This window comes from Ramlibacter sp. GS1-15 (assembly GCF_057785015.1).
The window spans coordinates 855,412-878,600 of record NZ_JBYNTU010000001.1; the positions used below are offsets into that span (position 1 = coordinate 855,412).

General features: G+C 69.7%; 13 protein-coding genes. 6 read left to right on the forward strand and 7 right to left on the reverse strand.

Features of this window, described 5'->3' with window-relative positions; genetic code table 11:
- The first annotated feature begins 405 nt into the window (after positions 1-405).
- The 4 genes from AC3EF3_RS04245 (at position 406) to AC3EF3_RS04260 (ending at position 3,596) form a co-directional block, all read left to right on the forward strand.
- Entirely contained in the window at positions 406-684 is a 279-nt protein-coding gene (locus tag AC3EF3_RS04245; RefSeq protein ID WP_488530905.1) for a KTSC domain-containing protein, read from the forward strand.
- 225 nt (positions 685-909) lie between these two features.
- The gene (locus AC3EF3_RS04250; RefSeq protein WP_488530906.1) at positions 910-2,823 is read left to right on the forward strand and encodes a potassium transporter Kup; all 1,914 of its coding nucleotides are present in this window, start codon (positions 910-912) and stop codon (positions 2,821-2,823) included.
- Positions 2,824-2,923: 100 nt separating this feature from the next.
- The gene (locus AC3EF3_RS04255; protein WP_488530907.1) at positions 2,924-3,316 is read left to right on the forward strand and encodes a response regulator; all 393 of its coding nucleotides are present in this window, start codon (positions 2,924-2,926) and stop codon (positions 3,314-3,316) included.
- A 109-nt stretch (positions 3,317-3,425) separates the two neighbouring features.
- Positions 3,426-3,596: a hypothetical protein gene (locus tag AC3EF3_RS04260; protein ID WP_488530908.1), complete on the forward strand. Its 171-nt coding sequence runs from the start codon at positions 3,426-3,428 to the stop codon at positions 3,594-3,596.
- A 15-nt stretch (positions 3,597-3,611) separates the two neighbouring features.
- On the opposite strand, the gene AC3EF3_RS04265 is transcribed toward AC3EF3_RS04260, so the two are convergent.
- The 7 genes from AC3EF3_RS04265 to AC3EF3_RS04295 form a co-directional block, all read right to left on the reverse strand.
- A complete protein-coding gene (locus tag AC3EF3_RS04265; protein WP_488530909.1) occupies positions 3,612-6,857 on the reverse strand; it encodes a carboxyl transferase domain-containing protein in 3,246 nt (1,081 codons plus the stop codon).
- Between the two features lie 39 nt (positions 6,858-6,896).
- Complete coding sequence (locus tag AC3EF3_RS04270) at positions 6,897-7,859, reverse strand: polysaccharide deacetylase family protein (RefSeq protein ID WP_488530910.1); 963 nt, start codon at positions 7,857-7,859, stop codon at positions 6,897-6,899.
- A 25-nt stretch (positions 7,860-7,884) separates the two neighbouring features.
- Positions 7,885-14,148, reverse strand: coding sequence for a type I polyketide synthase (locus AC3EF3_RS04275; RefSeq protein WP_488530911.1), 6,264 nt, complete (start codon positions 14,146-14,148; stop codon positions 7,885-7,887).
- Positions 14,145-18,596, reverse strand: a complete 4,452-nt coding sequence (locus AC3EF3_RS04280) for a MupA/Atu3671 family FMN-dependent luciferase-like monooxygenase (protein WP_488530912.1) — start codon at positions 18,594-18,596, stop codon at positions 14,145-14,147. Before AC3EF3_RS04280 ends, AC3EF3_RS04275 begins: the two co-directional genes overlap by 4 nt.
- 28 nt (positions 18,597-18,624) lie before the next feature.
- Positions 18,625-19,356 (reverse strand): 4'-phosphopantetheinyl transferase family protein, encoded by a 732-nt coding sequence (locus tag AC3EF3_RS04285; RefSeq protein WP_488530913.1) that lies wholly within the window; start codon positions 19,354-19,356, stop codon positions 18,625-18,627.
- A complete protein-coding gene (locus AC3EF3_RS04290; RefSeq protein ID WP_488530914.1) occupies positions 19,343-19,591 on the reverse strand; it encodes a hypothetical protein in 249 nt (82 codons plus the stop codon). The genes AC3EF3_RS04285 and AC3EF3_RS04290 overlap by 14 nt, the downstream gene beginning before the upstream one ends.
- A gap of 110 nt (positions 19,592-19,701) precedes the next feature.
- Complete coding sequence (locus AC3EF3_RS04295) at positions 19,702-20,754, reverse strand: glycoside hydrolase family 5 protein (protein WP_488530915.1); 1,053 nt, start codon at positions 20,752-20,754, stop codon at positions 19,702-19,704.
- 173 nt (positions 20,755-20,927) lie between these two features.
- Between AC3EF3_RS04295 and epsA the strand changes: the two genes are divergently transcribed.
- Positions 20,928-21,707 (forward strand): XrtB/PEP-CTERM-associated transcriptional regulator EpsA, encoded by a 780-nt coding sequence (epsA, locus tag AC3EF3_RS04300; RefSeq protein ID WP_488530916.1) that lies wholly within the window; start codon positions 20,928-20,930, stop codon positions 21,705-21,707.
- A complete protein-coding gene (locus AC3EF3_RS04305; RefSeq protein ID WP_488530917.1) occupies positions 21,694-23,127 on the forward strand; it encodes an undecaprenyl-phosphate glucose phosphotransferase in 1,434 nt (477 codons plus the stop codon). Before epsA ends, AC3EF3_RS04305 begins: the two co-directional genes overlap by 14 nt.
- Positions 23,128-23,189 lie beyond the last annotated feature (62 nt).

Genomic DNA, 23,189 nt, shown 5'->3' on the forward strand with positions numbered 1-23,189 from the left:
GCTCCTCGTTCTTTTTCACTGCGATCCAGTAGTCCCTGGCCATGGAGGCGGCAATGCTGCCGTTCGCCGCGCAAGCCAGGCCTGCAAAGCCCAGGCACGCAGCCGTCCCCAGGCCGATGAATAGCCTGTTCATGTTCGATCCTTTCGTGACGGATGTGAAAGTCAGCGCCGCGAGGACGCGAATCGGGACGGACTCGTCACGGGGATTTGAGCCAGGCCGCGCGGGCCGGTGAGCGGTCGAGGCGCCGCATCGTGCGCGCAGGGGAACGGATGAACGTACGCATTGTTCTTCACTCGCGTCGTCGGCCCCCATCTGAACACGCCGCCGGCATCCTGCAAAGGTTGGCCCTGCCATAAGTGGTGTCGGATGCCGCCTACCTGAGCCGGGAGTAGAGTGCGATGGCTATGGCCACGAAGACCTTCACCAGCGGCCGCATCCGCAAGGCGGACTACGACCCCGCGACGAAGCAGCTCGACCTGCAATGGGACGACGGCACGGTGCGTGCCTACAAGCATGTGCCCGACGAAGTGTTCCGCCGTTTCTGCGCCGCGCCGAACCCCACGACCTACTGGGAAGACCGCATCGCGGAGGAATACCCGAAGGGCACGCCCAGAAGCGGTGGCGGCGGCAGCGGCAAGAAGCTGGGGGACTTGTTCCCGGGCCTCGACACCGGCGACGATTGACCGCGCGGGGGCAGCTCGCGTCAGGCGGTGCCCGTCAGTCCTCATCTAAAAATCGGCCAGCCGGGCACCGCCTGACGCGAGCGACACATCGCGCGATCAACAGCGACACCGGGTCGGCGGTCGGGGAGGGCTTTTCGCAGGGCCATTGCGTACCGGCATTTATGCGGCTTTTACGCAGCCAGTGCGACAACCCGGTCCTGTTCCCACGGGAGAAGAGGACCCGGTATGCACGCCCCCACCATCGCAGCATCTGCGCCGACCGATGAGCCGTTCAAGCGCCAGGGCACGGCCGCGCTGACCGTCGCCGCGCTGGGTGTCGTCTATGGCGACATCGGCACGAGCCCGCTGTACACGGTCAAGGAAATCTTCTCGCCGACGACAGGCGTGCCGATGAACGCCGAGACGCTGGTCGGCGCGGTGTCGGTGATCTTCTGGGCGTTGATGCTGGTGGTCACGCTGAAATACGTCGCGCTCATCATGCGCGCGAGCAACCACGGCGAAGGCGGGATCATGGCGCTGCTGGCGCTGGCCACGAGCACGGCCGCGGGCAAGCCCGCACTCCGGCGCCGGCTCCTGCTGCTGGGCGCGTTCGGCGCGTGCCTCTTTTACGGTGACAGCGTGCTGACGCCGGCGATCTCGGTGCTGAGCGCCGTGGAAGGCCTGGAAGTCGTCACGCCGGCGCTCAAGCCGTGGGTCCTGCCGTTGTCCATCGGCGTCCTCGGCGGGCTGTTCCTTGCGCAACGTCACGGCACGGCGACCGTCGGCCGCTGGTTCGGGCCGGTGGTGATCGTGTGGTTCCTGGTGATCGGCGCGGTGGGCCTGTGGCAGATCGGGCAGTCGCCCGAGATCCTCGTGGCCATCGATCCGCGCCACGCGTGGCGCTTCCTGGCCGAGCGCGGCTGGGGATTGTTCCTCGCCGTGGGCGCCGTCGTGCTGGCGATCACGGGCGCCGAGGCGCTGTATGCGGACATGGGCCACTTCGGCAAGCGGCCGATCCGCCTCGCGTGGAGCGGCCTGGTGCTGCCGGCGCTCGCGCTCAATTACGCCGGGCAGGGCGCGCTGCTGCTGCGCGACGCGAAGGCCCTGGACAACCCGTTCTATCACGCGTTCCCCGCGGCGATGCTCGTGCCGGCCGTGGCGCTGGCGACGGCGGCGACCATCATCGCGTCGCAGGCCGTGATCTCGGGCGCGTACTCGCTCACGCAGCAGGCGATCCAGCTCGGGCTGCTGCCGCGCATGCACATCGTGCACACCTCGGCCCGCGAGCGCGGGCAGATCTATGTGCCCGCGGTGAACTGGTTCCTGCTCGCGGCCGTGGTGCTGGCGTGCCTGGGCTTCGGCAGTTCGTCGGCGATGGCATCGGCCTACGGCATCGCGGTGACCGGCACGATGCTCATCACGACCGTGCTCACGTACTTCGTGGTGCGACGCGCGTGGGGCTACCCGATGTGGATCTCCGTGGCCGCGACGACGTTCTTCATCGCGCTCGACCTGTTGCTGGTCGTCTCCTGCTCGACCAAGTTCGTCGAAGGCGGCTGGTTCCCGGTGGCGCTCGCGTCGGCGTTCCTCGTGCTCATGACCGCGTGGAACCGCGGCCGCGAGCTCCTGCACGAGACGTTGCGCGCCGAACTGCTGCACCTGCAGGATTTCGTGAAAGGACTGGGCATGGACGTCAACATCACGCGCGTCGACCGCACGGCGGTCTTCCTGTCGGCCGAACCGAACGTCGTGCCGCAGGCGCTCTTGCACAACATGAAGCACAACCTGGTGCTGCACAAGCGCAATGTCGTGCTCACGCTGGATTTCCTCGAGGAGCCGTTCGTGCCCGAGGCGCGCCGCTGCGAGGTCGAAGACATGGGGCACGGGTTCTGGCAGGTGACGCTGCACTTCGGCTTCATGGACAAGCCCGACGTGCCGGCGGCGCTCGCGCTGTGCGCGAACCACGGCCTCGCCATCGACCTGTTCTCCACCTCCTTCTTCCTCAGTCGCGAAACCGTGGTGCCGCGGCCCAAGGGTGGCATGGCGCGCTGGCGACAGAACCTGTTCGAGGCGATGTCGCGCAACTCGAGCCGCGCGGTCGATTACTTCGGCATCCCGGGCAATGCGGTCATCGAGCTGGGCACCCGGGTCCAGCTGTAACAACCTCATCAGTAGCCACCGTCCTACAGACTTCGCGGGCACTCCGCCGCCAAATCCTGCGATGCAGGTCGGCGGGCGGTCCCGGCCGAGAGGAGACTCGATGGACGTCAGGGTGTTTCTGGTGGATGACTCGGCCAAGACCCGGCAGCTGTTGGCGGACGTGCTCGCGGGTCAGGGATTCACCTTCGTCGGCGAGGCCGGCACCGAGGCCGAGGCCAATTTCTGGCTGGATGAGCACAAGGACGCATGGGACCTGGCGATCATCGACCTTCTGCTCGAACAGGGTGCGGGACTGGGCGTGGTGGCGCGCTGCCGCCGCAATTCGCCCGATGGCACGGTGGTCGTCTTCAGTGCCTACGCGTCGCCGGCCGTGAGCAACCGCTGCCTCGAGCTTGGCGCCAACGCGGTGTTCGACAAGACCGACCTGGGCTCGCTGCTGGAATTCTGCCGCGGTGTAGCCCGTCATTCACGCGCATTCCGTCCCAGCTCTTGAATTGCCGCTTGTTGCGGCTGTCTCATGCTGCTGTGCCATGCGGCTCCTAGAATCCGCCGCGTACCAGCCCCTACGAAGGCCGGGCACAACCAATGAGCAGTAGATTGGAATGAAGAATCAAACCCAACCGGAAGAGCCGCCCGACGAGACGGCCGTTCCCGCACCGGAAGAGCCGGGGGAAGAAGCCGCCCGCGAGGGCCGCAGCGGCGAAGGCGCCCACAGCGCCATGAAGCAGTGGCTGCACGAAGAGCGCAACCGGATCAAACGTCCGGAGCACTGACAGCGGCCCAGCCGTTCACCACGTATCGACGAAGCGGGCGGATCGCGCACGTGGCACGGTCGCGGTCGCGAGTCCACGGACCAGCCAGGCGCGCGTTTCGGCCGGGTCGATCACCGCGTCGATCTCCAGCGTCGCGGCCATGTTCATCGCCTGGCCGCTCTCGTACTGCCGGGCCACGAGCTTGCGGTAGAGCGCTTCGCGCTCTTCACCGGGCGAGGCTGCTTCGAGCTCCTTGCGGAAGCCGAGCTTCACCGCGCCTTCGAGGCCCATCGCGCCGAACTCGCCGGTGGGCCACGAGACGGTGAACACCGGCGCGTCGAAGCCGCCCGCGGTCATCGCCTGCGCGCCCAGGCCATAACCCTTGCGCGTGACGATGGCGAAACAGGGCACGGTGAGATGCGCGGCGACGACGAACATCCGGCAGCAGTGCCGCACCTGCGCCTGCGCCTCGATGTCGGGCCCGACCATGAATCCGGGCGTGTCCGTGAGCGACACGATGGGCAGGCCGTGCGCGTCGCACAGCTGCATGAAGCGCGCGGCCTTGTCGGCGGCTTCGACGTCGATGGCGCCGCCCAGGTGCTGCGGGTTGTTCGCGAGGACGCCGACCGGGCGGCCCTCGATGCGGGCGAGCGCGGTGATCATGCCGGCGCCGAAGCCGGCGCGCAGCTCGAGCACGGTGCCGCTGTCGACCAGGCCTTCGATCGCGCGGCGCATGTCGTACACGCGCAGCCGGTTCTCCGGCACGGCCTGGCGCAGCGCGCGCTGATCGGCGCAGGTCCAGTGCGCCAGCGGCCCCTGGAAATAGGAGAGGTATCGCCGGGCGACGCCGACCGCCTCGGCCTCGTCCTTCACCAGCACGTCGATCACGCCGTTGCGCGACTGCACGCTGCTCGGGCCGATCTGCTCGGGCCTGAAGGTCCCCAGGCCGCCGCCTTCGATCATCGCGGGGCCGCTCATGCCGATGTTGCTGTGCTCGGTGGCGATCACGACGTCGGCGCAGCCCAGCAGCGCGGCATTCCCCGCAAAACAACGGCCGTGCACGACGCCGACCACCGGCACCTTGCCCGACAGCGCGGCAAATTGCGAGAAAGTGTGGTTGTTCAAACCCGCGACGATGGGCATATCCACGTCGCCGGGCCGCCCCCCACCGCCTTCCGCGAACAGCACCACGGGCAGCCCGAGCTGGTGCGCCAGCGACAGCATGCGGTCCTTCTTGTGGTGGTTGCGCATGCCCTGCGTGCCGGCGAGCACGGTGTAGTCATAGGCCATCACCACGCAGCGCGACTTCTCCGCGCCGAAATCCTTCGCGTTCACCGTGCCGATGCCGGTGATCATGCCGTCGGCGGGCGTGTTGGCGATGAGGTCTTCCATCGAGCGGCGGCGGGTTTGCGCGGCCACGGCCAGCGCGCCGTACTCGATGAAGCTGCCTTCGTCGCACAGATCCGCGACGTTCTCGCGCGCGGTGCGGCCGCCTTGCGCACGGCGCCTGGCGACGGCTTCGGGCCGGTTCTCGTCGAGCAGGAACGCGTGGCGCTCGATCACGCGCTGCAGGTCGGGGCGGACCGCATCGGGATCGATGTCCTCGCCTGGGTGCGGGACGGCGTGTCCCGCATCCGCCGGCTCGATCACCGCGATCACCTGGCCTTCGGCGAGGTAGTCGCCTGCCGCGGCGCGCCACTCGAGGACCCGGCCGGCCGATTGCGCGTGCAGGACGTGCTCCATCTTCATCGCCTCGAGCACGGCGACCTGCGCGCCGGCGGCGACGAGCTCGCCCGCGCCGGCGTCGATCTGCACGAGCCGCGCGGCCATGGGCGCACGAAGCGCGAAGAAGCCTTCCTCGACGTGTTCCGGGGCGCGGCCCGGCGCAACGCGAGCGCGTTCGTCCACCGATTCAGCGAGCAAGCACGCCAGCTCCTCTTCCAGCCAGCGCGTGTGCACGCGCTGCTGCGCGAACTGCGGGCGCGCTGCGATCGCCCGCAGCAGCGGCAGGTTGGTGGCGAGCCCATCGATGTGCATCTCGGCCAGCGCGCGGCGCGACTTGCGCACGGCATCGGCGAAGTCCGGGCCGCGCGAATGGACGACCAGCTTCGCGAGCAGCGTGTCGTAGTGGGGTGAGGGCTGCGCACCCGCGACCCCGTGCGTGTCGATGCGCACGCCGGGCCCCGTGGGAAGGTCGAAGCGCGCGAGCGTGCCGCTCGAGGGATGCGCGTTGGCTTCGGCGTCCAGCGTCTCCGCGTTCACCCGCCACTGGATCGCGAAGCCCTGTGGCTTCGGCGGGTGATCGAGGCCCAGCGAGGCCAGCGACGCGCCGGCCGCCACCGCGATCTGCAATTGCACGAGATCCAGGCCGGTGACTTCCTCCGTGACCGTGTGCTCGACCTGCAGCCGCGGGTTCGCCTCGATGAAGACAAAGGGCAGTTCGCCGGAGGCCTCGTCGACGAGGAACTCGAAGGTGCCGAGGCTGCGATAGCCGACTTCGCGCGCCATTTTGAGCGCCGCCTGTTCCAGCCGCTCGCGCATCGCCGGCGACAGGCTGGGGCTGGGCGCGATCTCCACCAGTTTCTGGAAGCGCCGCTGCAGGGAGCATTCGCGCTCGCCCAGGCCCATGACCTGCGTGCCATCGCCGATCACCTGGATCTCGATGTGGCGCGCGCCGCTCATCAGGCGCTCGGCGTACACGCCCGCGGCGCCGAAGGACTGCGCCTCGGACGCGCAGCGCGCATACGCCTGCGCGAGCTGCGATTCGTCGGTCACCGCGCGCATGCCGCGCCCGCCGCCCCCGGCGATCGCCTTGAGCATGACGCCCGCGCCGCGCTGGGCACGCAGGAACTCGCGGGCCTGTTCGAGCGTGACCGCGCCTTCGCTGCCGGGCAGCGTGGGCACGTCGCACAGGCACGCGAGCGCCCGCGCCCGGGCCTTGTCGCCGAACAGCCCGAGCTGCCGCGCATCGGGGCCGATGAACGTGATGCCGGCCTGCGTGCAGCGCTGCGCGAACTCCGCGCGTTCGGACAGGAAACCGTAGCCCGGGTGCACGGCGTCGCACCCGGTCTGCCTGGCGATCGCGACCAGCGCCTGGACATCGAGGTAGGCGGCGGGCCCGCTCGCCGACAGCGCCACTGCTTCGTCGGCGAACGCGACGTGCGGTGCATGGGCATCGTCCTGCGCGTACACGGCCACGGCGTGCGCGCCCAGGTCGCGGACCGCGCGCACGATGCGAAGGGCGATCTCGCCGCGGTTGGCGATCAGGATTTTGCGGAACATCGGGTCGCCAATATAGCCACCCGGACGGTGAAGCGCCCGTCACCCGGCTGACATCAGCAGCGACTTGATGCGATGGCTGGGGATGAAGCCGGCGCCCATCATGCGGCACTGCAGGGCGAAATCCTCGTCCTCGCGCACCAGGTAGCGCCCCAGCGTCATCAGGTCGCGCTTCGGCGCAAGCCGGTCGGCCGCCGGACGGCAGGTCAACCCGAGTCGCAGTCCCGCGTCGCGCGCCGCCTGGCCGATCGCGGGGGTGTAGTTCCCGTTCGGGTAGGCGATGGCCGCCGGCGTGCAGCCCGTCATCGCGTACAGGTCGCGCTGGCAGCCCTCGATCTGCTCCTTGACCGTGGCCGGGTCGCAATGGGGCAGGATCGCGTGGTCGCGCGTATGGTTGCCCAGGTGGACCCAGGGATGGCGGGCGAAGTCGCGCAGCTCGTCGGGCGTGAAGGGCCGGTCGATGTCGCCCGTCGGGCGCAGCGCGGCATCGCCGAAGCGCTGGCGCAGCAACGCCTCGATGCGCTCGGGCGTGTGGCGTTTCATCTGGTTCAGCTCCGCGACTATCGTCCGCTCGTCCGCGCCGGAACGTCGCAACTCGCGCGCCAGCACGTCCCACCAGAACGCCTGGCCCTCCCGCACGAAGCCGGAGCTGACGAAGAACACGCCGGGCACGCGGAACTCCGCGAGCGCGTCGAGGGCGTGCACGTTGTTGTAGTAGCCGTCGTCGAAGGTGACCAGCAGGCAACGGCCGGGCGGCTGCACCCCGGCTTCGATGGCGACCGGGGATACCGCGCGATACCCGGCGCCGAGCATCGCGTCGAGGAAGCGGCGCAGGTCGTCGGCGGTGATCCGCTCATGCGGAGCGAGGACGGACGTCGCGGCATCCTCGCGGCTGCGGTGGATCGAGTGAAACAGCGGGGTGACCAGCAGGCTTTCCCCGGCCGAGGGGCCGCCGCCCAGCGTGGCGCAAAAAAGGTCGGCCGCGCGCAGGAGACGGCGTGCCATCGTGCGCATCGCGTTCCTGCCGGTGTCAGGCCGGGCGCTTTTCGCCGATCGCGGTGACCGACGGCGGCGGGCCGATGATGGTGCTGCCCTGCTGGTGCGCCGGCCGTTCGGCCAGGCCCAGTTCGATGCGCAGGCCCTCGATCAGTTGCGACACGCCCGGCTCGGACATCATCGTGAAGTGCGAGCCGGCGACCTGCGTCACGCGGATGGTGCCGCGCACGTAGTCCTCCCAGCCGAGCGCGGCGCCCGCGCCCAGGTACTGCGTGTCGGCCTGGCTCGCCCGGAACAGGACGATGTTGCCCTCGTAAGGCGCGGGCGTGTAGCGCGACTGCGCCTCGACGAAATTGCGGAACAGGTGGTGCTCCACCAGTTCCGGCGGCAGCGGCTCGCCGCGCGCCAGGCGTTCGAGCGCCTGCGCATACACCGCATCGGCCAGCTTGCCCCGCCGCCGGCGTCCCGGCCAGTCGAGCAGGAACTGCAGCGTCCAGTGGCGCATCATCCACAGCTTCTTCCAGCGCGACACCTTGCGGCGCGCGGCCACGGGGGACAGCGTGTCGATCATGGCGAGCAGCGAGGTCTGCGCGCCCTCGCGCCTGAGCTGATGCGCCATCTCGATGGCGATCACGCCGCCGGCGGAGTAGCCCGCCAGCTGGTAAGGCCCGTGCGGATCGACGCTGCGTATCGCCTCGACATACTGCGCGGCCATGTCCTCGATCGACGTCAGCGGCGGCAGCCGTCCATCCACGCCCTGCGCCTGCAGGCCGTAGAAGGGCTGCTGCGGCCCGAGCCGGTCGGAGATGATCTTGAAATTCAGCACGTTGCCGCCGGCGCCGTGCACGCAGAAGAGCGGCTTGCGCTCGGCCGGGCCCTTGCAGATCGGCACCAGCGGCGACCACGCGCGCGTGACCAGCGGGATCACATTGCTGCGCGAGGGTTGCTGGGGTGCCGGCGCCGCGTGCTCGGCGACATGGATGTTCGCGTGCTGCGCGACCAGTGCCGCCAGCGCGCCCAGCGTGGGTGCCTGGAACAGCGTGGCGAGCGGCAGGTCCACGTTGTACTGCTTGCGGATGCGGGCGAACAGGCGCACGGCGGCGAGCGAATGGCCGCCCAGCGCGAAGAAGTCGTCGCCAGGCGCGATCTCGTCCACGCCGAGCAGGTCGCGCCACACCTCGGCCAGCATGTTCTCGACCGGGTTGAGCGAGGCGGACGCCTGCGCGGCAGGGGTCCTGGCCCGCGCGACGGGCCGGGTTGCCGATTGCGTCATCGCGTTCGCGACCTGCGCCAGGTCGATCGACGACACGACGAGGTCGCGTGCCGCGCCCGAGAAGATGCGCGCGAACAATGCGGGCGCGTCCTCGCCCCGGATGCCGCAGGCGAGCATGGCTTCGGCCAGGCTGGCCTCGCGCGGTGCCGCGTTCTGCGCGCCCACGGCCTCGGGCTGCACCGGCCGCAGCGAGAAGCCCTCGAGGCGCGCCAGCGGCTTGCCGGCTTCGGTCGAGAGCGTCACGTCGAAGGTGGCGAGCCGCTCGCTCGCGGCGCTGGTGAGCTTGGCGGCGCTCGTGATGCGCGGCGGCAGTGGCCCGGCGATGCGGATGCGGTCGATCGACAGCGGCACGAAGAGCTGGCCCGCGCGCTTGTCCGCGTCGAGCAGGTGCAACCCGAAGGTCGCGGCCATGTCGGTGAGCGCCGGATGCGCGCCGAAGGTCTGCACGTCGGCGTGGAAGGGGGGCGCGAGCTCGAGCTGGGCGAACGCGCGGCCGTTGCCCACCTGCATGCGCGCCAGGTTGTGCCAGCGCTCGCCGAAGTCCACCGTCTTCTCCTGCGGGATCACGCCGGGCTGCCAGGCCGATGCGGCCGGCGCCGGCGCCGATGGCAGCTCGCCGAGGAAGACGCTGGTGGAGGCGCGCGCATGTTCCTGCCAGTCGCTCTCGCGCGGGCCGCGGCTGCGCACGGTGAAGTCGCAGTTCGAGCCGTCGCGCCGCAGGTCGGTGCGCACGATGCGCACTTCGCCGGGCTGGAACACCATCGCCTCCTCGAAAGAGAGCGAGCGGATCTCGATGGCCGAGCGCGGGTGCAGCGCCATCATCGCGGCGCGGGCGATCTCGATGTAGGCCGTGCCCGGCAGCACGGCGCGTCCGGCGACGCGATGTTCGCGCAGCACCCACAGCTTGCTGCTGTCATAGACGGCCTCGAACGCGGCGCCTTCTTCGCTCGCGATCTGGGTGCCGAGCAAGGGGTGCGAGCCCGGCTGCATGTCGGGCGGCACGAGCTGGCCGTACGCACGCGCGGCCATGCCGCGGTCGCCCCAGATACCCCAGCGGATCGCGAGGCCGTCCTTGCGGGACGAGGCCAGCGAGTCCAGGAACGCGTTGGCCGCGACGTAATCCACCTGGCCCGCCACGCCGAGCAGCACACTGGTGGACGAGAAGACACAGAACACATCCAGGTCGCCCGGCGGCAGCAGCTCGTGCAGCACCTGGGCGCCGGCCACCTTCGCGCCGATCACGCGGGCGATGCCCTCCTGCGTCTTGGCCGCGATCGGCGCGTCGTCGAGCACACCGGCCGCGTGGAACACGCCGTTGATCGTGCCGAAGCGCGCGCGGCACTCGCCGATGACCCGTGTCATCGCGCGCCGGTCCGTCACGTCCGCCTGCAGAGCGAGCACCTGCGCGCCCCGCGCTTCGAGCGCGAGCAGGCGCCGCACCAGCCGCACGTCGGCCGAGTGGTCGCCGCTGGCGGCCAGCGCGGGCCAGCTCGCCGGCGGGGGGAGCGCGCGGCGCCCCACCAGCGCGAGCCGCGCCTTCTTTTCCTGGGCGAGCCATGCCGCGAGCTCGAGGGCGACGTCGCCGAAGCCGCCGGTGATGAGGTAGACGCCGCGTTCGCGCACGACCGGCGCGGCACGGGCGGCGGTCGCGGGCCAGGGCGCGAGCTGCTGCGCGAACCGTTCGCCCTGGCGCCATGCCACGAGGTCCGGCCCTTGAGATTGCCGCGCCTCGCGCACGATCAGCGCCGCCGCCGACGACAAGTCCGGCTGCGCGAAGTCGACCAGCCGCGTGGTGATCTGCGGCAGCTCGCGCGGGATCACGCGGCAGGGACCCAGGGCGAGCGCGCGCTCGGGGTGCGGCACCGCCTCGTCCTGCACGGCGAAGGCGCCGTCCGTGACGATGGCCATGTGCATCGGTGAATCGATGGCCAGCTCCTGCAGCGCGCGCGCGAAGTTCAACAGGCTGTCGAACGCCAGCGCCTGTTCGCCCAGCTGGCCGTTGTCCTTGCCGGGCAAGGTGTCCAGCGCCCACAGGTGCACGACGCGCGCCGGCACCCGGCCGTCGGCTTCCAGCGCGCGCAACAAGGCCGTGTAATGCGCCTGCTGCGCCGGGGCGATGATGAACGTGCCGTCGCGCAGTTGTGCATGCTCGTCGCCACGCCGCACGAGCGTGACCCGCGCGCCCGCGGCCGTGGCTCGAGCCACGATGTCGCTGGTCAGCTGCGAACGGTTGCCGAAGACGAGCCACGATTCCCCGTCCGCGGTGGTATCGGGGACGAGCGCCGAAGCCGTCCATTGCGGCACGCGGAACCAGTCGTCCATGGAAGGCAGGCGATCGACGGGCGGGCGCTTCACGGGAATCGGCGCGGCCTTCGGGGCCTCGGCGACGCGAACGCCCGGCTCGATCCAGCAGCGCTGGTGATCGAACGCGTAGGTCGGCAGCGAGATGCGGCGGCCCGATCCGGTGCCGCGCAGGGCTTCCCACTTCAGCGGCACGCCGCGGGTCCACAGCGCGCCCGCCGAAGTCAGCATCAGCGCGAGGTCGGCGCTGGTTTCCTGCGCCTTGGAGGTCGAGGCGACGATCATGCGCTGCGCGCCGAGCTTGTTCTGGCGCGCCAGCGCGGCCAGGCCCTGGCCCGGGCCCGCTTCCAGGAGCACCGCTTCGGGCATCTCGCGCAGCAGCGCCAGGCCGTCGGCAAAGCGCACGGGCTCGCGCAGGTGGCGCGTCCAGTAGTCCGCGTCGAACGTGTCGGTCCAGCGGCCCGTGAGGTTCGAGATGAACGGGATGGCCGGCGGCTCGAAGCGCATGCGCGACAGCCGCTCGCGGAACGTGCCGAGCACGCCGTCGAGCAGGCGCGAATGGGCCGCCACGTCGATGTGCAGGCGGCGCGCATCGATCGCGCGTTGCGCGAGGTCGGCTTCGAGCTGCGCGATCGCCTGCAGCGGGCCCGAGGCGATCGTGAGGTCCGGCGCGTTGACCGCGGCGATGTCCAGCGGCAGGGCGCCGATCCGCTCGCGCAGCTCGGCCTCGGACAGGTCCACCGACAGCATGGCGCCGGACGGGGCGGCTTCGAAGAGCTGTCCGCGCAAGGTGACGATGGCAAGCGCGTCGGGCAGCGACAGCACGCCCGCGATGCACGCGGCCGCGTACTCGCCCGCGCTGTGGCCGATCACCGCGGCCGGCTGGATGCCCCAGCTTTGCCACAGCCGCGCGATCGCGTATTCCAGGACGAAGAGCGCCGGGATGGCATGGCCCGGGCGCTGCAGGATCGTATCGCTCGCCTCGCGCTCGAACATCGCTTCGCGCAGGCCGGCGGGTGCGTCGGCCGGCAGGTGCGCGAAGCATTCGTCGACCGCCCGCGCGAATGCCGGCTGCGTGAGGAGCTCGCGTCCCGCGCCCGGGTAATGCGCGCCGCCGCCGGGGAACATGAAGACCACGCCCGGTGCCTGCCGGTCCGCCTTCGACGTCACGCTGCGCGCGTGCGCCTTCGCCTGCAGCACGGATCGCAGTTGCTCCACGTCCTGGGCCACGATCGCGCAGCGGTGGTCGAACGCACGCCGGCCGACCTGCAAGGTGTAGGCAGCATCGGCCAGGTTGAAATCCGCCGGCGGCTGCGCGAGGAAGTCGACCCACTTCGACCTGAGCTTCTCGAGCGAAGAGGGCGTGCGCGCCGACAAGGTGAAGACCTGCGGCACGTCGGCGCGCGTCGAGCCGGCGGCTTCGAGCGGCGACTCCTCCACGATCACGTGCGCGTTGGTTCCACCGACACCGAGCGAGTTCACGGCCGCCCGGCGCGGCGCGTTCGAGCGCGGCCACGGTTTCGGCTGCGCGACGACCGCGAACGGCGTCTTCTCGATCGCCATGCGCGTGTTGGCGCGGGAGAAGTTGAGCGACGGCGGGATCAGCCCGTGGCGCATCGCCAGCGCGACCTTGATCAGCGATGCCGCGCCGGCGGCGGTGTCCAGGTGGCCGATGTTGGTCTTGATCGAGCCGATGCCGCAGGAGCCCGCGGCACTGCCGCCGTACGCCTGCGCCAGTGCCGCGATCTCGATCGGGTCGCCCACCGGCGTGCCGGTCCCGTGCGCCTCGACGTAGCTCACCGTCTTCGGATCGACGCCGGCGATGGCCAGGGCCTCTGCCGCGGCGCGCGCCTGGCCGTCGACGCTGGGCGCGAGATAGCCCGCCTTGCCGTAGCCGTCGTTGTTCACGGCCGAGCCGCGGATCACCGCGTAGATGTTGTCGCCGCCCTGCAGTGCGTCTTCGAGGCGGCGCAGCACGACCACGGCGGCGCCGCTGCCGAACAGCGTCCCCGCGGCGTTGTCGTCGAAGGCCCTGCAATGCCCGTCGGGCGAAAGGATCTCGCCTTCCGCGTACCGGTAGCCCTGGCCGTGCGGCAGCTCGATGCTGACCCCGCCCGCGAGCGCCATGTCGCATTCGCCCGCCAGCAGGCTTTGGGCGGCGAGGTGCACGGCCACGAGCGAGGTCGAACACGCGGTCTGGACGGACACGCTCGGCCCCTTAAGGTCGAACAGGTACGACACGCGCGTGCACAGGAAGTCCTTGTCGTTGCCCGTGTGCCGCAGCAGGAACAGGCCCATCGACTTCACCAGCTGGGGATTGGTGAGCAGGTTGTTGGCGAAGTAGGCCTGCATGCCGCAGCCGCCGAAGACGCCGATGCTGCCCTCGAAGTGCTCGGGCATGTGGCCGGCATCCTCCAGCGCCTCCCAGCAGCATTCGAGGAAATGGCGATGCTGCGGGTCGAGCACGGCCGCGTCCTTCTTCGAGAAACCGAAGAAGTCGGCGTCGAACATCTCCATGTCCGGCAACGCGAGCGTCGCCTTCACGTAGTTCGGGTCGGCGAGTTCGCTGTCGGCCACGCCCGCCGCGCGCAACTCGTCGTCGCTGGCCCACCGCGTCGCTTCCTGGCCGTCGCGCAGCATTCGCCACAGCTCGGCCGGCGTGCGCGCGGACGGGAAACGGCCCGCGATGCCGACGATCGCGACGCTGCCGGCATCGAGGGTCATGCCGCCCATGCGCGCCTCACCCGTTCGCGCCGCAGTTGCGCCCGCGCCAGCCCTTCGTTCACCGCGTTGGCCTGCGGCTGCTCGCCGCCCACATGCGCCGCGAGCGCCTTGATCGTCGGCAGGCGGAACATGTCTGTGATCGAGACCTCGCGCCCGCACGCCTCACGCAATCGGCGCTGGACCTGCACGACCAGGAGCGAATGGCCGCCCAGGTCGAAGAAGTTGTCGGTCGTGCCGACCTGCGCGAGCCCGAGCACGTCCTGCCAGATCGCGGCGATCGTCTTTTCGATTTCGCTGTGCGGTGCGCTCGCGGCCGGACGCACGGGGATGACGGCGTTCGGCTCGGGCAGCGCCCGGCGGTCGATCTTGCCGTTGGGCGTCATGGGGAACGAGGGCAGCGCGAGCACCGCCTGCGGCACCATCACCTCGGGCAGCTCCTTGGCGAGCGCCGCACGGACCTGCTCCGGGTCCGGCCGCATGGCGGGCTGCGCCGTGACGTAGCCCAGCAGCCGCTCGCCGCGCGCGACGACCACGGCGTCTTTCACGCCGGGCTGCTTCGCCAGCACGTGCTCGATCTCGCCCAGCTCGATGCGATGGCCGCGGATCTTGACCTGGTGGTCGATGCGGCCGAGGAATTCGAGCGCCCCGTCGCCGCGCCGGCGTACCAGGTCGCCGGTGCGGTACCAGCGCTCGCCCTCGGCATCGGTGATGAAGCGCTCCGCCGTGAGTTCGGGCCGACCCAGGTAGCCTGGCGCGACGCCTGCGCCGCCGATCAGCAATTCGCCGGGCACGAGCACCGGCGCATCCATGCCCCAGGCCGTGCGTACGCGAAGCCGCGTGTTGGCGATCGGCTCGCCGAGCGGCACGAAGTCGCCCACTTCGCGCAGCTCGCAGGTCGTCGACCAGATCGTCGTCTCGGTCGGGCCGTACATGTTGAGCAACCGGCCCGGCACCAGCTCCCGCAACTGCTGCGCGAGCTTCAGCGGCAAGGCTTCGCCTCCCACCATCAGTGCCTTCAGTTGCGCGAGGGCCGTGCGCCCGGGCGCGTCGGCCACCAGCATCGATGCCATCGACGGCGTGCACTGCAGGTGCGTGATGCCGTCCGCGAGGATCTGCCCGGCCAGCGGCGCGCGCTGCACGGCCGGCCGCAGCTCGCGTGCCGCGTCCATCAGCGCCTTCAGATGCTGCAGGTGGTCCAGCACGACCTGGGTGGGCACGCCGAAGTCCACGAGGCAGGCGATCTCGTCGACTCCGGCGTCGCGCAGCTTCCCGACCATCGCGAGGCAGCGCTCCTTCGTGCCGAACAGCGAGCTCGTGCCGTAGTAGCGGTTGAACGCGTGCTCGAGGAGCGCGTCCATCTCCTCCGCGGTGAGCGGCTGCGCTTCCATCACTTCGACCGGGCTCTTGCCGTCCTGCGTAGCGCGCTGCACGAAGGTCGGGAAGGACCATGCCGCCTGCCGGATCAGGTCCACCGAGCTGCGCAGGTAATCCTTCATGGGCTGGCGCACGGTGTCGCGCACTTCGTCCTCGTCGTCGCCCACGAAGGTGTGCAGCATCAGCGTCACGTGCGGCTCGCCGGCGTGGCCCGCCTTGTGCCAGGCCGCGCGATACAGCTTCAGCTTCTCGGCGACGTCCTCGATCTTCTGCCCGAGCAGGTGCGTGAGCAGGTGGCAGCCGATCGTGCCCGCCTGCTCGAACGTCTCGGGGTTGCCCGCCGCCGTGACCCACACCGGCAGCTCCTTCTGGATCGGCCGCGGCAGCGTCTGCACGTCCACCGGTTTTCCGGCCGGCCCCGGGAAGGGCAGCTTCTCGCCGCGCCACAGCTTGCGAACCACCTCGATGTTGGCCAGCATCTCGCTCTTGCGGTTCGCGAAGGCCTGCGGCGCGATCACGAAATCGTTGGGCTGCCAGCCCGAAGCGAAGGAGATGCCCACGCGCCCTTGCGAGATGTTGTCGACGAAGGCCCATTCCTCGGCGACGCGGATCGGGTGGTGCAAGGGCAGCACGCAGCTGCCCGCGCGAATCCTGATGCGCGAGGTGCACGCGGCGATCGCGGCGCTGGTGACGGCCGGGTTCGGGTACAGGCCGCCGAACGCGTGGAAGTGCCGCTCGGGGGTCCAGACGGCGGCGAAGCCGTTCGCGTCGGCGAACTTCGCGCCTTCCATCAGCACCCGGTAGCGGTCCTGCGGCGTGGAGGCGTGGTCGCTCGCGAAGTAGAACAGGCTGAACTCGGGCGCGCTGGATTCCTGGCGCACGACGTTCGAGTGCAGCACCACGGTGAAGCCGCGTGCCAGCGTCCAGCACGTCTCGAGCACGGAGATGTCGAAGGACAGGCTCGTCACCGCCAGCCAGCGCCCCGGCTCGTCGTGCGCGATGCGCGCGTCCATGCCCGCGAAGAAGTTCATCACATTGCGATGCGTGACCACGACGCCCTTGGGCTTGCCGGTCGAGCCGGAGGTGTAGATGACGTAGGCGGGGCGGGCCGCGTCAGAGGGCGGCAGGCTCGCGGCGGAATCGGCCGCCGCAGGCGCGCTCTTGAGCACCAGCCGCGCGCCCGAGTCCTCGATCATGAAGGCAATGCGCTCGGGCGGGTACTCGGGATCGAGCGGCAGGTAGGCGGCGCCGGCCTTCATCGCCGCGAGCTGCGCGACCAGCAGGTCGGGCGTGCGTTCGAGATTCAGGCCGACGATGTCGCCCGGCTTCACGCCGCGATCGACGAGTTGCCGCGCCCACGCCGTGGCGCGCTCGTCGAGTTCGCGGTAGGTGAGCCGCGTGCTGCCGAATTCGAGGGCGACGCGGTCCGGTGTGCGCGCCGCCTGTGCGGAGATCGCGTCGTGGATGCACAGGTCGCGAGCGAAAGGAGCGGCGGTCGCGTCGATGGAGGCGAACAGTTGGGCGTCCTGCGGCGGCACGAGCGAGAGCTGCGCGACCGGCCGACCGTCCGCCGATTCGAACCCCTGCAGCCAGTGCGAGAGCTGCTGGGCGATGCGGCGCACCGTGGCCTCGGTGAAGGTCGAGGCGTCGGCGACGAGCTCGAGCGCGTCGTCGCCGCATGCCAGCATCAATTCCGCTTCCCGCGGCAGTTCGCTCGCGCGTTCGCTGACGGCGGCACGCAACTCGCCCATCGGAGGATGCTTGTCGCCCAGGCGCGTGACCAGGTCGCGCGGGTACGGGCCCGCGGCCCGCGCGCCGGCGAGTTCGGCGTCGACGTTACGCGCGATATCGTCGGCGAGGGCACCCGGCGGCACCTGCACATTGAGCGGCACCCATGACTGCAACCACGGCTCCAGGCCGGCGGGAACCGGGACGTCCCACAGGACGGTGACTCGCTCGTCCGCGGCGATCGCCGCCAGCCAGGCGATGAACCCGGCGATCGTGCGCGGGCCGCGCTTCGCTTCGAGCGCCGCTCGCCAGGGCCCCGCGCCGGCGACGCCGCGCTCGCGCGGCCACGGCAGTTCCGGCGGCGTGACCTGCGGCAATGCGCGCATCCAGTGGCGCTCGCCGCGCGCGATGGCAGGGATGGCCGTCGCGAAGGTGTCGCGCAGGCGCGCGTCGAGCAACGGCAATCGCTCTCCCGCTGCCGGCCAGGGGCGCACCGGGCTGCCGTCGACTTCCGTCAACCCGGAGAGCGCGACATCCCCGTGGCCCGTGGCGACCTCGATCGCGTCATCGCGCACGGCCACGACGGTGCCGGGCGCAGCGCCCGACGTCGTTTCCAGCACACGCGCCTCGCGCACCAGCAGCAGGCGATCCGCACAGAGCACCTTCGCACGCGCGAGCGGATTCGGGTAAGTGCCGTAGTCGAGCGCGCGCACCAGCGCCGCGATCGCCGCGGCCGGCCGCGCGAAGTCGACGGTGGCCAGCGCCTCGGGCCGGCGGTCGCGGCCGAAGAAGCTGCGCGCCCCGGACTGCGGAACCAGGCTCACCCGGCCGAGCGCGATGTCGCGCGCCATCTCCTCGAAGGCCGCGAGCCCGGCCTCGTAGCAACGCGCGTTCAGCGCGAGCGCGGTCTCGTCCCCCGCCAGCGGAAAGAGCTTCTGCTTCGCGACGCGGCCCGCATCCACGCGGTCCGTCATCTCGTGCCAGGTGACGCCATGTTCCGTCTCGCCGGCGAGCAAGGCCCACGACGTGGTGTTCAGTCCGGCGTAGCGCGGCAGCGGCGCATCGTGGAAGTTGATCGCGAGCCGCCGAGCGCGGCCCACAAGCGACGCCGGCAGGACCTCGAGGTTGGCCACCGAAAAGAGGCAGTCGAATTCGATGTCCGGCAGCTCGAACGCTTCATCGGCGCCGAACAGCCGGTGCGCGGCTGCGTTGGCCTTCGCCCATTCGGCGATCTCGGCATTGCGGGTCGCGACGAACGCAATCTCCTGCCCCGCGTCGCGCCACGCCTGCGCGCAGCGCACCAGCAGGGTCCCGCCACCGACGAACACAGCACTGGTACTGCTCATGCTGACTTCCTTCATTGTGCGCCACACCTCAGGTGGCGCAGAACTGTTCATCGCGCAACCTCGCCCTCGCCAGCTGCCGGACGTCGAAAGCGTTGCTGCAATGCACGCGCTTGAGCACGAACTGAGGCTCGACAGGGGCGCGCAGCACGACCGCCAGCGCGCAGTCCGGGAAGGCATTGACGATCGCGCCCCGGCCGGCGCAGGCACCGGTGCCGCGTTCGAGTTGCACGTCGAAGCGGCTGCCGCTGCGCGGCACGCAGCAGATGCGCGGCTGGCCGTCCACCAGGCCCGTGCCGCAGGCTTTCCAGAAAGCTTCGAGCGCGGTCCACTGGAAGAAGAAGCGCGGGCCGCTGAGGGGTTCGAGCGTGGCGACGAACGCCCCGATCAGCCCGGCATCGGCGGGCCTCGACGCGATGCGCTCGATGTCCACGCCCACCGGTGCGGCGCGGGTCACCGCGCAGGCCACCGCATCGCGATTGCGCGACAGGCTCACATGCAGTTCGGGCGCGCACTCGACGAACGGCCGGCCGCGCACGTCGTGCACGATGCGGATGGCCGCCGGCTCGTGCCCGCTCTCCGCCGCCACGAGGGCGCGCAGCAGTGCGTGCGCGAGCACGTAGGCGTGCCGGTCCGCGTCGAATCGGAAGCGCTGCGCCCGGTCCTGCTCCTCGCCGTCGAGAAGCCGCGCGAGGTCGTCCCGGTCGCGCGCGGGCACATCCGCGGGCCGCGCACAGGCCAGGAGCACTTCAGACGCCGGCATGGGGCCTCGCCGCCGCGGCCCGCGGGCCCTGGGGCCCGGCATGCGTGAGGCGGTCCGCGCTCAACCGGCGCCACGCCTGGTTGGTGAGCATGATGGAGCGCGACCAGTCCTCCCATGCGCGTGCGCGGCCGATGCTGCCGGGCGGAAAGGACTGGAGCGCCTGCCAGGCCTGGCGTTCGCGTTCCACCGATTCGGCGTACGTCGCCGCGAGCTCGCTGTCGTTCTGTCTGTCCATGGTTTCGCTGTCTCCTGCAAGCCCATGAATAGTGCGACAACGCGAGGCTCATCCATACTTCGCCATCGCAAGTTCCGCAAACGTCCTACAGGGCGCTGGGACCCGCACCTTCAATCGAGAAGTGCCCGGCGGATCGGCTCGATCCACGTGCCTGTTTTCGGCGAATACACGCCGAAGCTGGAAGCGAACTCCCAGTACGCCCAGCCGATGCCGCGGCGCTCGGCTTCCTCCCGCACGATGCGCGTGTAGGCCTCGCGCGACTTCACGTCGCCCTTCTCGTACGCGCCGAACTCGCCCAGGTGCAGCGGGTAGCCGTGGGCGTTGCTCCAGCGCTGCGCGGTGTCCAGCGCATCCGTGATCTGCCGGCGCTGTTTCGCATCGCAGCACGTCGTGCCGACCGGGAACTGCGGCATCCACTCCACGCCCTGGTGCGTGAAATTGAAGGGGTCGTAGTTGTGGATGGACACGATGATGTTGCGGTCGGGCGGCAGCCGCAGCCGGGGCAGCTCGGGGATGCCGTTCCACTCGCCGGGGCCGATCAGCACCGTGCGGGTCGGATTGGTGGCGCGCACCACCGAGAGCGTCTGCGCCGCAAGGCGGTTCCACGCCTCGCCATTGAGGCGTCCGTGCGGTTCGTTGAGCAGCTCGAAGAGCAGCTTGGGCGAGCGGTCCTTGTATCGCGCCGCGATCTGCTTCCACAGGCTGACCAGGCGCTGGTCCATGACGGCCGGGTCCACCCGGAACTCGTTCGGGCCGTGCGGCGCATCGCCCGAAATCTGGGTGTAGTGGTGCACGTCGAGGATGACGTACATTCCCTTGGCCAGGAACGCGTCCACCGCCTGGTCCACGCGGCGCGCGAACGCCTCGTCGATCGTGGCGTCCGCCGTCGGCGCGGCGTGGTTGCTCCAGCGCACGGGCAGCCGGACGGTGGTGAAGACGCCCGCCACCTTGTCGACGTACTCGGGTTCGAGCTTTACGCCCCAATCGCCTTCGCGCGGCGCGTCGAGCATGTTGCCCATGTTGATGCCACGGCCGAGGCTGCGCGCGATGTTGCAGGTTTCCGCCGTGACGGCGCTGCAGGAAGGTTGGGCGGGATGCGCTGATGCGGCCAGGAAAAAGGCGAGCGCGGCGGCGAGTCGGATGAAACGTTGTCGGTGTCGCATGCCGCCTATTCTGTGATCCGGCACGGCGCGACAAGTCCTCATCCTCGTCTTTGCGGCTGTGTCCTACACAGGCTCATGCAGCGATTCCGACACAAACAAAAACGGGTCCGTTCTTACATTGGAGTCCGCCTCGAACTCCAATTTTTCACGACGGGAATCCCATGAGCCAAAGCATGCCGCGTACGGAATCCGACCCCGTCCAGTTCCTCAAGATCGCCGGGCAGGGCGCCAGCCTTTCGAGCCACGAGGATCTGTGGCGGTGGTTGCAGGGCGACGTGCAGCAGTGGCTCATGCACGACGTGATGTTGATCGGCGGGGGCGACTTCCGCTCCGGCGACCTGCAGTACGACATCGTGTCGAGCCTGCCCGGCATGCGCTCGCACGACTGGACAGTCGCCGGCATCGCGCCGCTGGTGGGCTATTTCCGCGATTGCTGGGCGGCTGCGCAGCACCAGCCCACACAGCTCGATGCGAGCGTTTGCGCCGATCTCGTGCGCGCCGTCGGCGAGGGCGCGGCGCCCGATGCGATCCGCACGATGAAGACGGCGCTCGTGCACGGCATCAAGCGCACGCGCCACGGCGCCGAGCGGATCTTCGTCGCGCTGAGCCGCCAAACGGAGCTGCCAGGCGGCGCGGGAACGGCACTGAAACTCCTTCTTCCATTCATCGACACCGCGTTACGCCAGATGCCCCCCGCGCCTGTGCGCACTGCGCCATGCTCTCGAATGAATTTTCATCATCGCAACGCCGCCCGGGTCTCGATGCTGTCCGAGCGAGAGCGCCAGATCATGGTGTGGGTCGCGATGGGCAAGACCAACCCGGAGATCGGGATGATCCTGGACATCAGCGAATTCACGGTGAAGAACCACATGAAAAGCATCTTCAGCAAGCTGGACGTGACCAATCGCGCCCAGGCAGTCGCCAAGCTGGAGCGGATGCATGCCCATGCCTGAAGTGAAGCACGCGCTGGGCGTGCCCGTTCCGCCGCCGCCTTCGATCGCGGCTGCGACGGCGATAGCGCAGAACCGGATGCTCGTGGCCGTGGAGGCGATCCTCGAGCCGGCGATCACGGTGCTGTCGCTGTGGATCCTGGTGTGGATGTTCGAAGGCGAGTTGACGTCGGCGTGGCTGGTCGCATCGATCGTCGCGTTCGCGCTCGCCTTTCCGGGACGATCGATGCTGCGATCGCCGCCGGACCGCGTGGCGCTGAACATCCTGCTCGCGTGGGGCTGGACGGCGGGCCTGTTGCTCGCCCTCGGATTCGCCACCGGGCACATCTACGAGTTCTCCACGCCGGTGATCGTGCACTGGCTCTGGTTCGCGCCCGCGATGCAGCTGGCCGCGCATCTGACCCTGCGCCTGGCCGCACCGCACCTCATTCGCCTGCAGGGCCCGCCCCTGCGCGCCGTGGTGGTGGGCATGAACGAGCAGGGCTGCTCGCTCGCCGACCGCATTACCACCGCGCCGTATGCGGGGATCGAACTCGTGGGCTTCTTCGACGATCGCACGCCCGAGCGGCAGTACGGCGCCGAGCGGCACCGCATGCTGGGGCGCATCGCCGACATCGCCTCGTTCGTGAAGTCGCACCGCATCCAGTTGATCTACCTCTCGCTGCCCATGGCGTCGCAGCCGCGCATCAAGGAACTGCTCGACGCGCTGAAGGACACGACGGCGTCGGTCTACTTCGTCCCCGACATGTTCGTCACCGACTTGATCCAGGGCCGCACCGATTCGGTCTGCGGCCTGCCGGTGATCTCGGTCTGCGAAACCCCTTTTCGCGGACCCGCCGGCGTGCTCAAGCGCCTGGAAGATGTTGTGTTGGCGCTACTCATCCTTGTTCTGATTTCGCCGTTGCTTTTGTGCATTGCAGCGGCCGTGAAGCTGACTTCGCCCGGCCCCGTGATATTTCGGCAACGGCGTTACGGCCTCGATGGCGAGGAAATCGTGGTCTACAAATTCCGGTCCATGCGCGTGACCGAGGACGGCGACCAGATCGAGCAGGCCCGCAAGAACGACAGCCGCGTCACGCCGCTCGGCGCGCTCCTGCGCAAGACGTCCATGGATGAGCTGCCGCAGTTCATCAACGTGCTGCAGGGAAGAATGAGCATCGTCGGCCCGCGCCCGCATGCTGTGGCGCACAACGAGCTGTACCGCGGCCTGATCAAGAGCTACATGGTGCGCCACAAGGTGAAGCCTGGCATCACCGGCTGGGCGCAGGTGAACGGCTTCCGGGGCGAAACCGATTCGCTCGAGAAGATGGAAGGACGTATCCGCTGCGACCTGGATTACCTGCGCAACTGGTCGCTGCGCCTCGACCTGTTGATCATTTTCAGGACCATTAGGCTCGTTTTCAAGGATGCTTCGGCATATTGACTGGACTATAGTGCGACCGGACCATTGCGACTCGTACTGGGTTTCGTCAACATCAACCGGAG

Coding starts and splice junctions, on each gene's coding strand:
- AC3EF3_RS04275 (WP_488530911.1), bottom strand. CDS start 14,148: ATGACCCTCGATGCCGGCAGCGTCGCGATCGTCGGCATCGCGGGCCGT.
- AC3EF3_RS04255 (WP_488530907.1), top strand. CDS start 2,924: ATGGACGTCAGGGTGTTTCTGGTGGATGACTCGGCCAAGACCCGGCAG.
- AC3EF3_RS04290 (WP_488530914.1), bottom strand. CDS start 19,591: ATGGACAGACAGAACGACAGCGAGCTCGCGGCGACGTACGCCGAATCG.
- AC3EF3_RS04285 (WP_488530913.1), bottom strand. CDS start 19,356: ATGCCGGCGTCTGAAGTGCTCCTGGCCTGTGCGCGGCCCGCGGATGTG.
- AC3EF3_RS04295 (WP_488530915.1), bottom strand. CDS start 20,754: ATGCGACACCGACAACGTTTCATCCGACTCGCCGCCGCGCTCGCCTTT.
- AC3EF3_RS04270 (WP_488530910.1), bottom strand. CDS start 7,859: ATGGCACGCCGTCTCCTGCGCGCGGCCGACCTTTTTTGCGCCACGCTG.
- AC3EF3_RS04305 (WP_488530917.1), top strand. CDS start 21,694: ATGCCCATGCCTGAAGTGAAGCACGCGCTGGGCGTGCCCGTTCCGCCG.
- epsA (WP_488530916.1), top strand. CDS start 20,928: ATGCCGCGTACGGAATCCGACCCCGTCCAGTTCCTCAAGATCGCCGGG.
- AC3EF3_RS04265 (WP_488530909.1), bottom strand. CDS start 6,857: ATGTTCCGCAAAATCCTGATCGCCAACCGCGGCGAGATCGCCCTTCGC.
- AC3EF3_RS04280 (WP_488530912.1), bottom strand. CDS start 18,596: ATGAGCAGTACCAGTGCTGTGTTCGTCGGTGGCGGGACCCTGCTGGTG.
- AC3EF3_RS04250 (WP_488530906.1), top strand. CDS start 910: ATGCACGCCCCCACCATCGCAGCATCTGCGCCGACCGATGAGCCGTTC.
- AC3EF3_RS04260 (WP_488530908.1), top strand. CDS start 3,426: ATGAAGAATCAAACCCAACCGGAAGAGCCGCCCGACGAGACGGCCGTT.
- AC3EF3_RS04245 (WP_488530905.1), top strand. CDS start 406: ATGGCCACGAAGACCTTCACCAGCGGCCGCATCCGCAAGGCGGACTAC.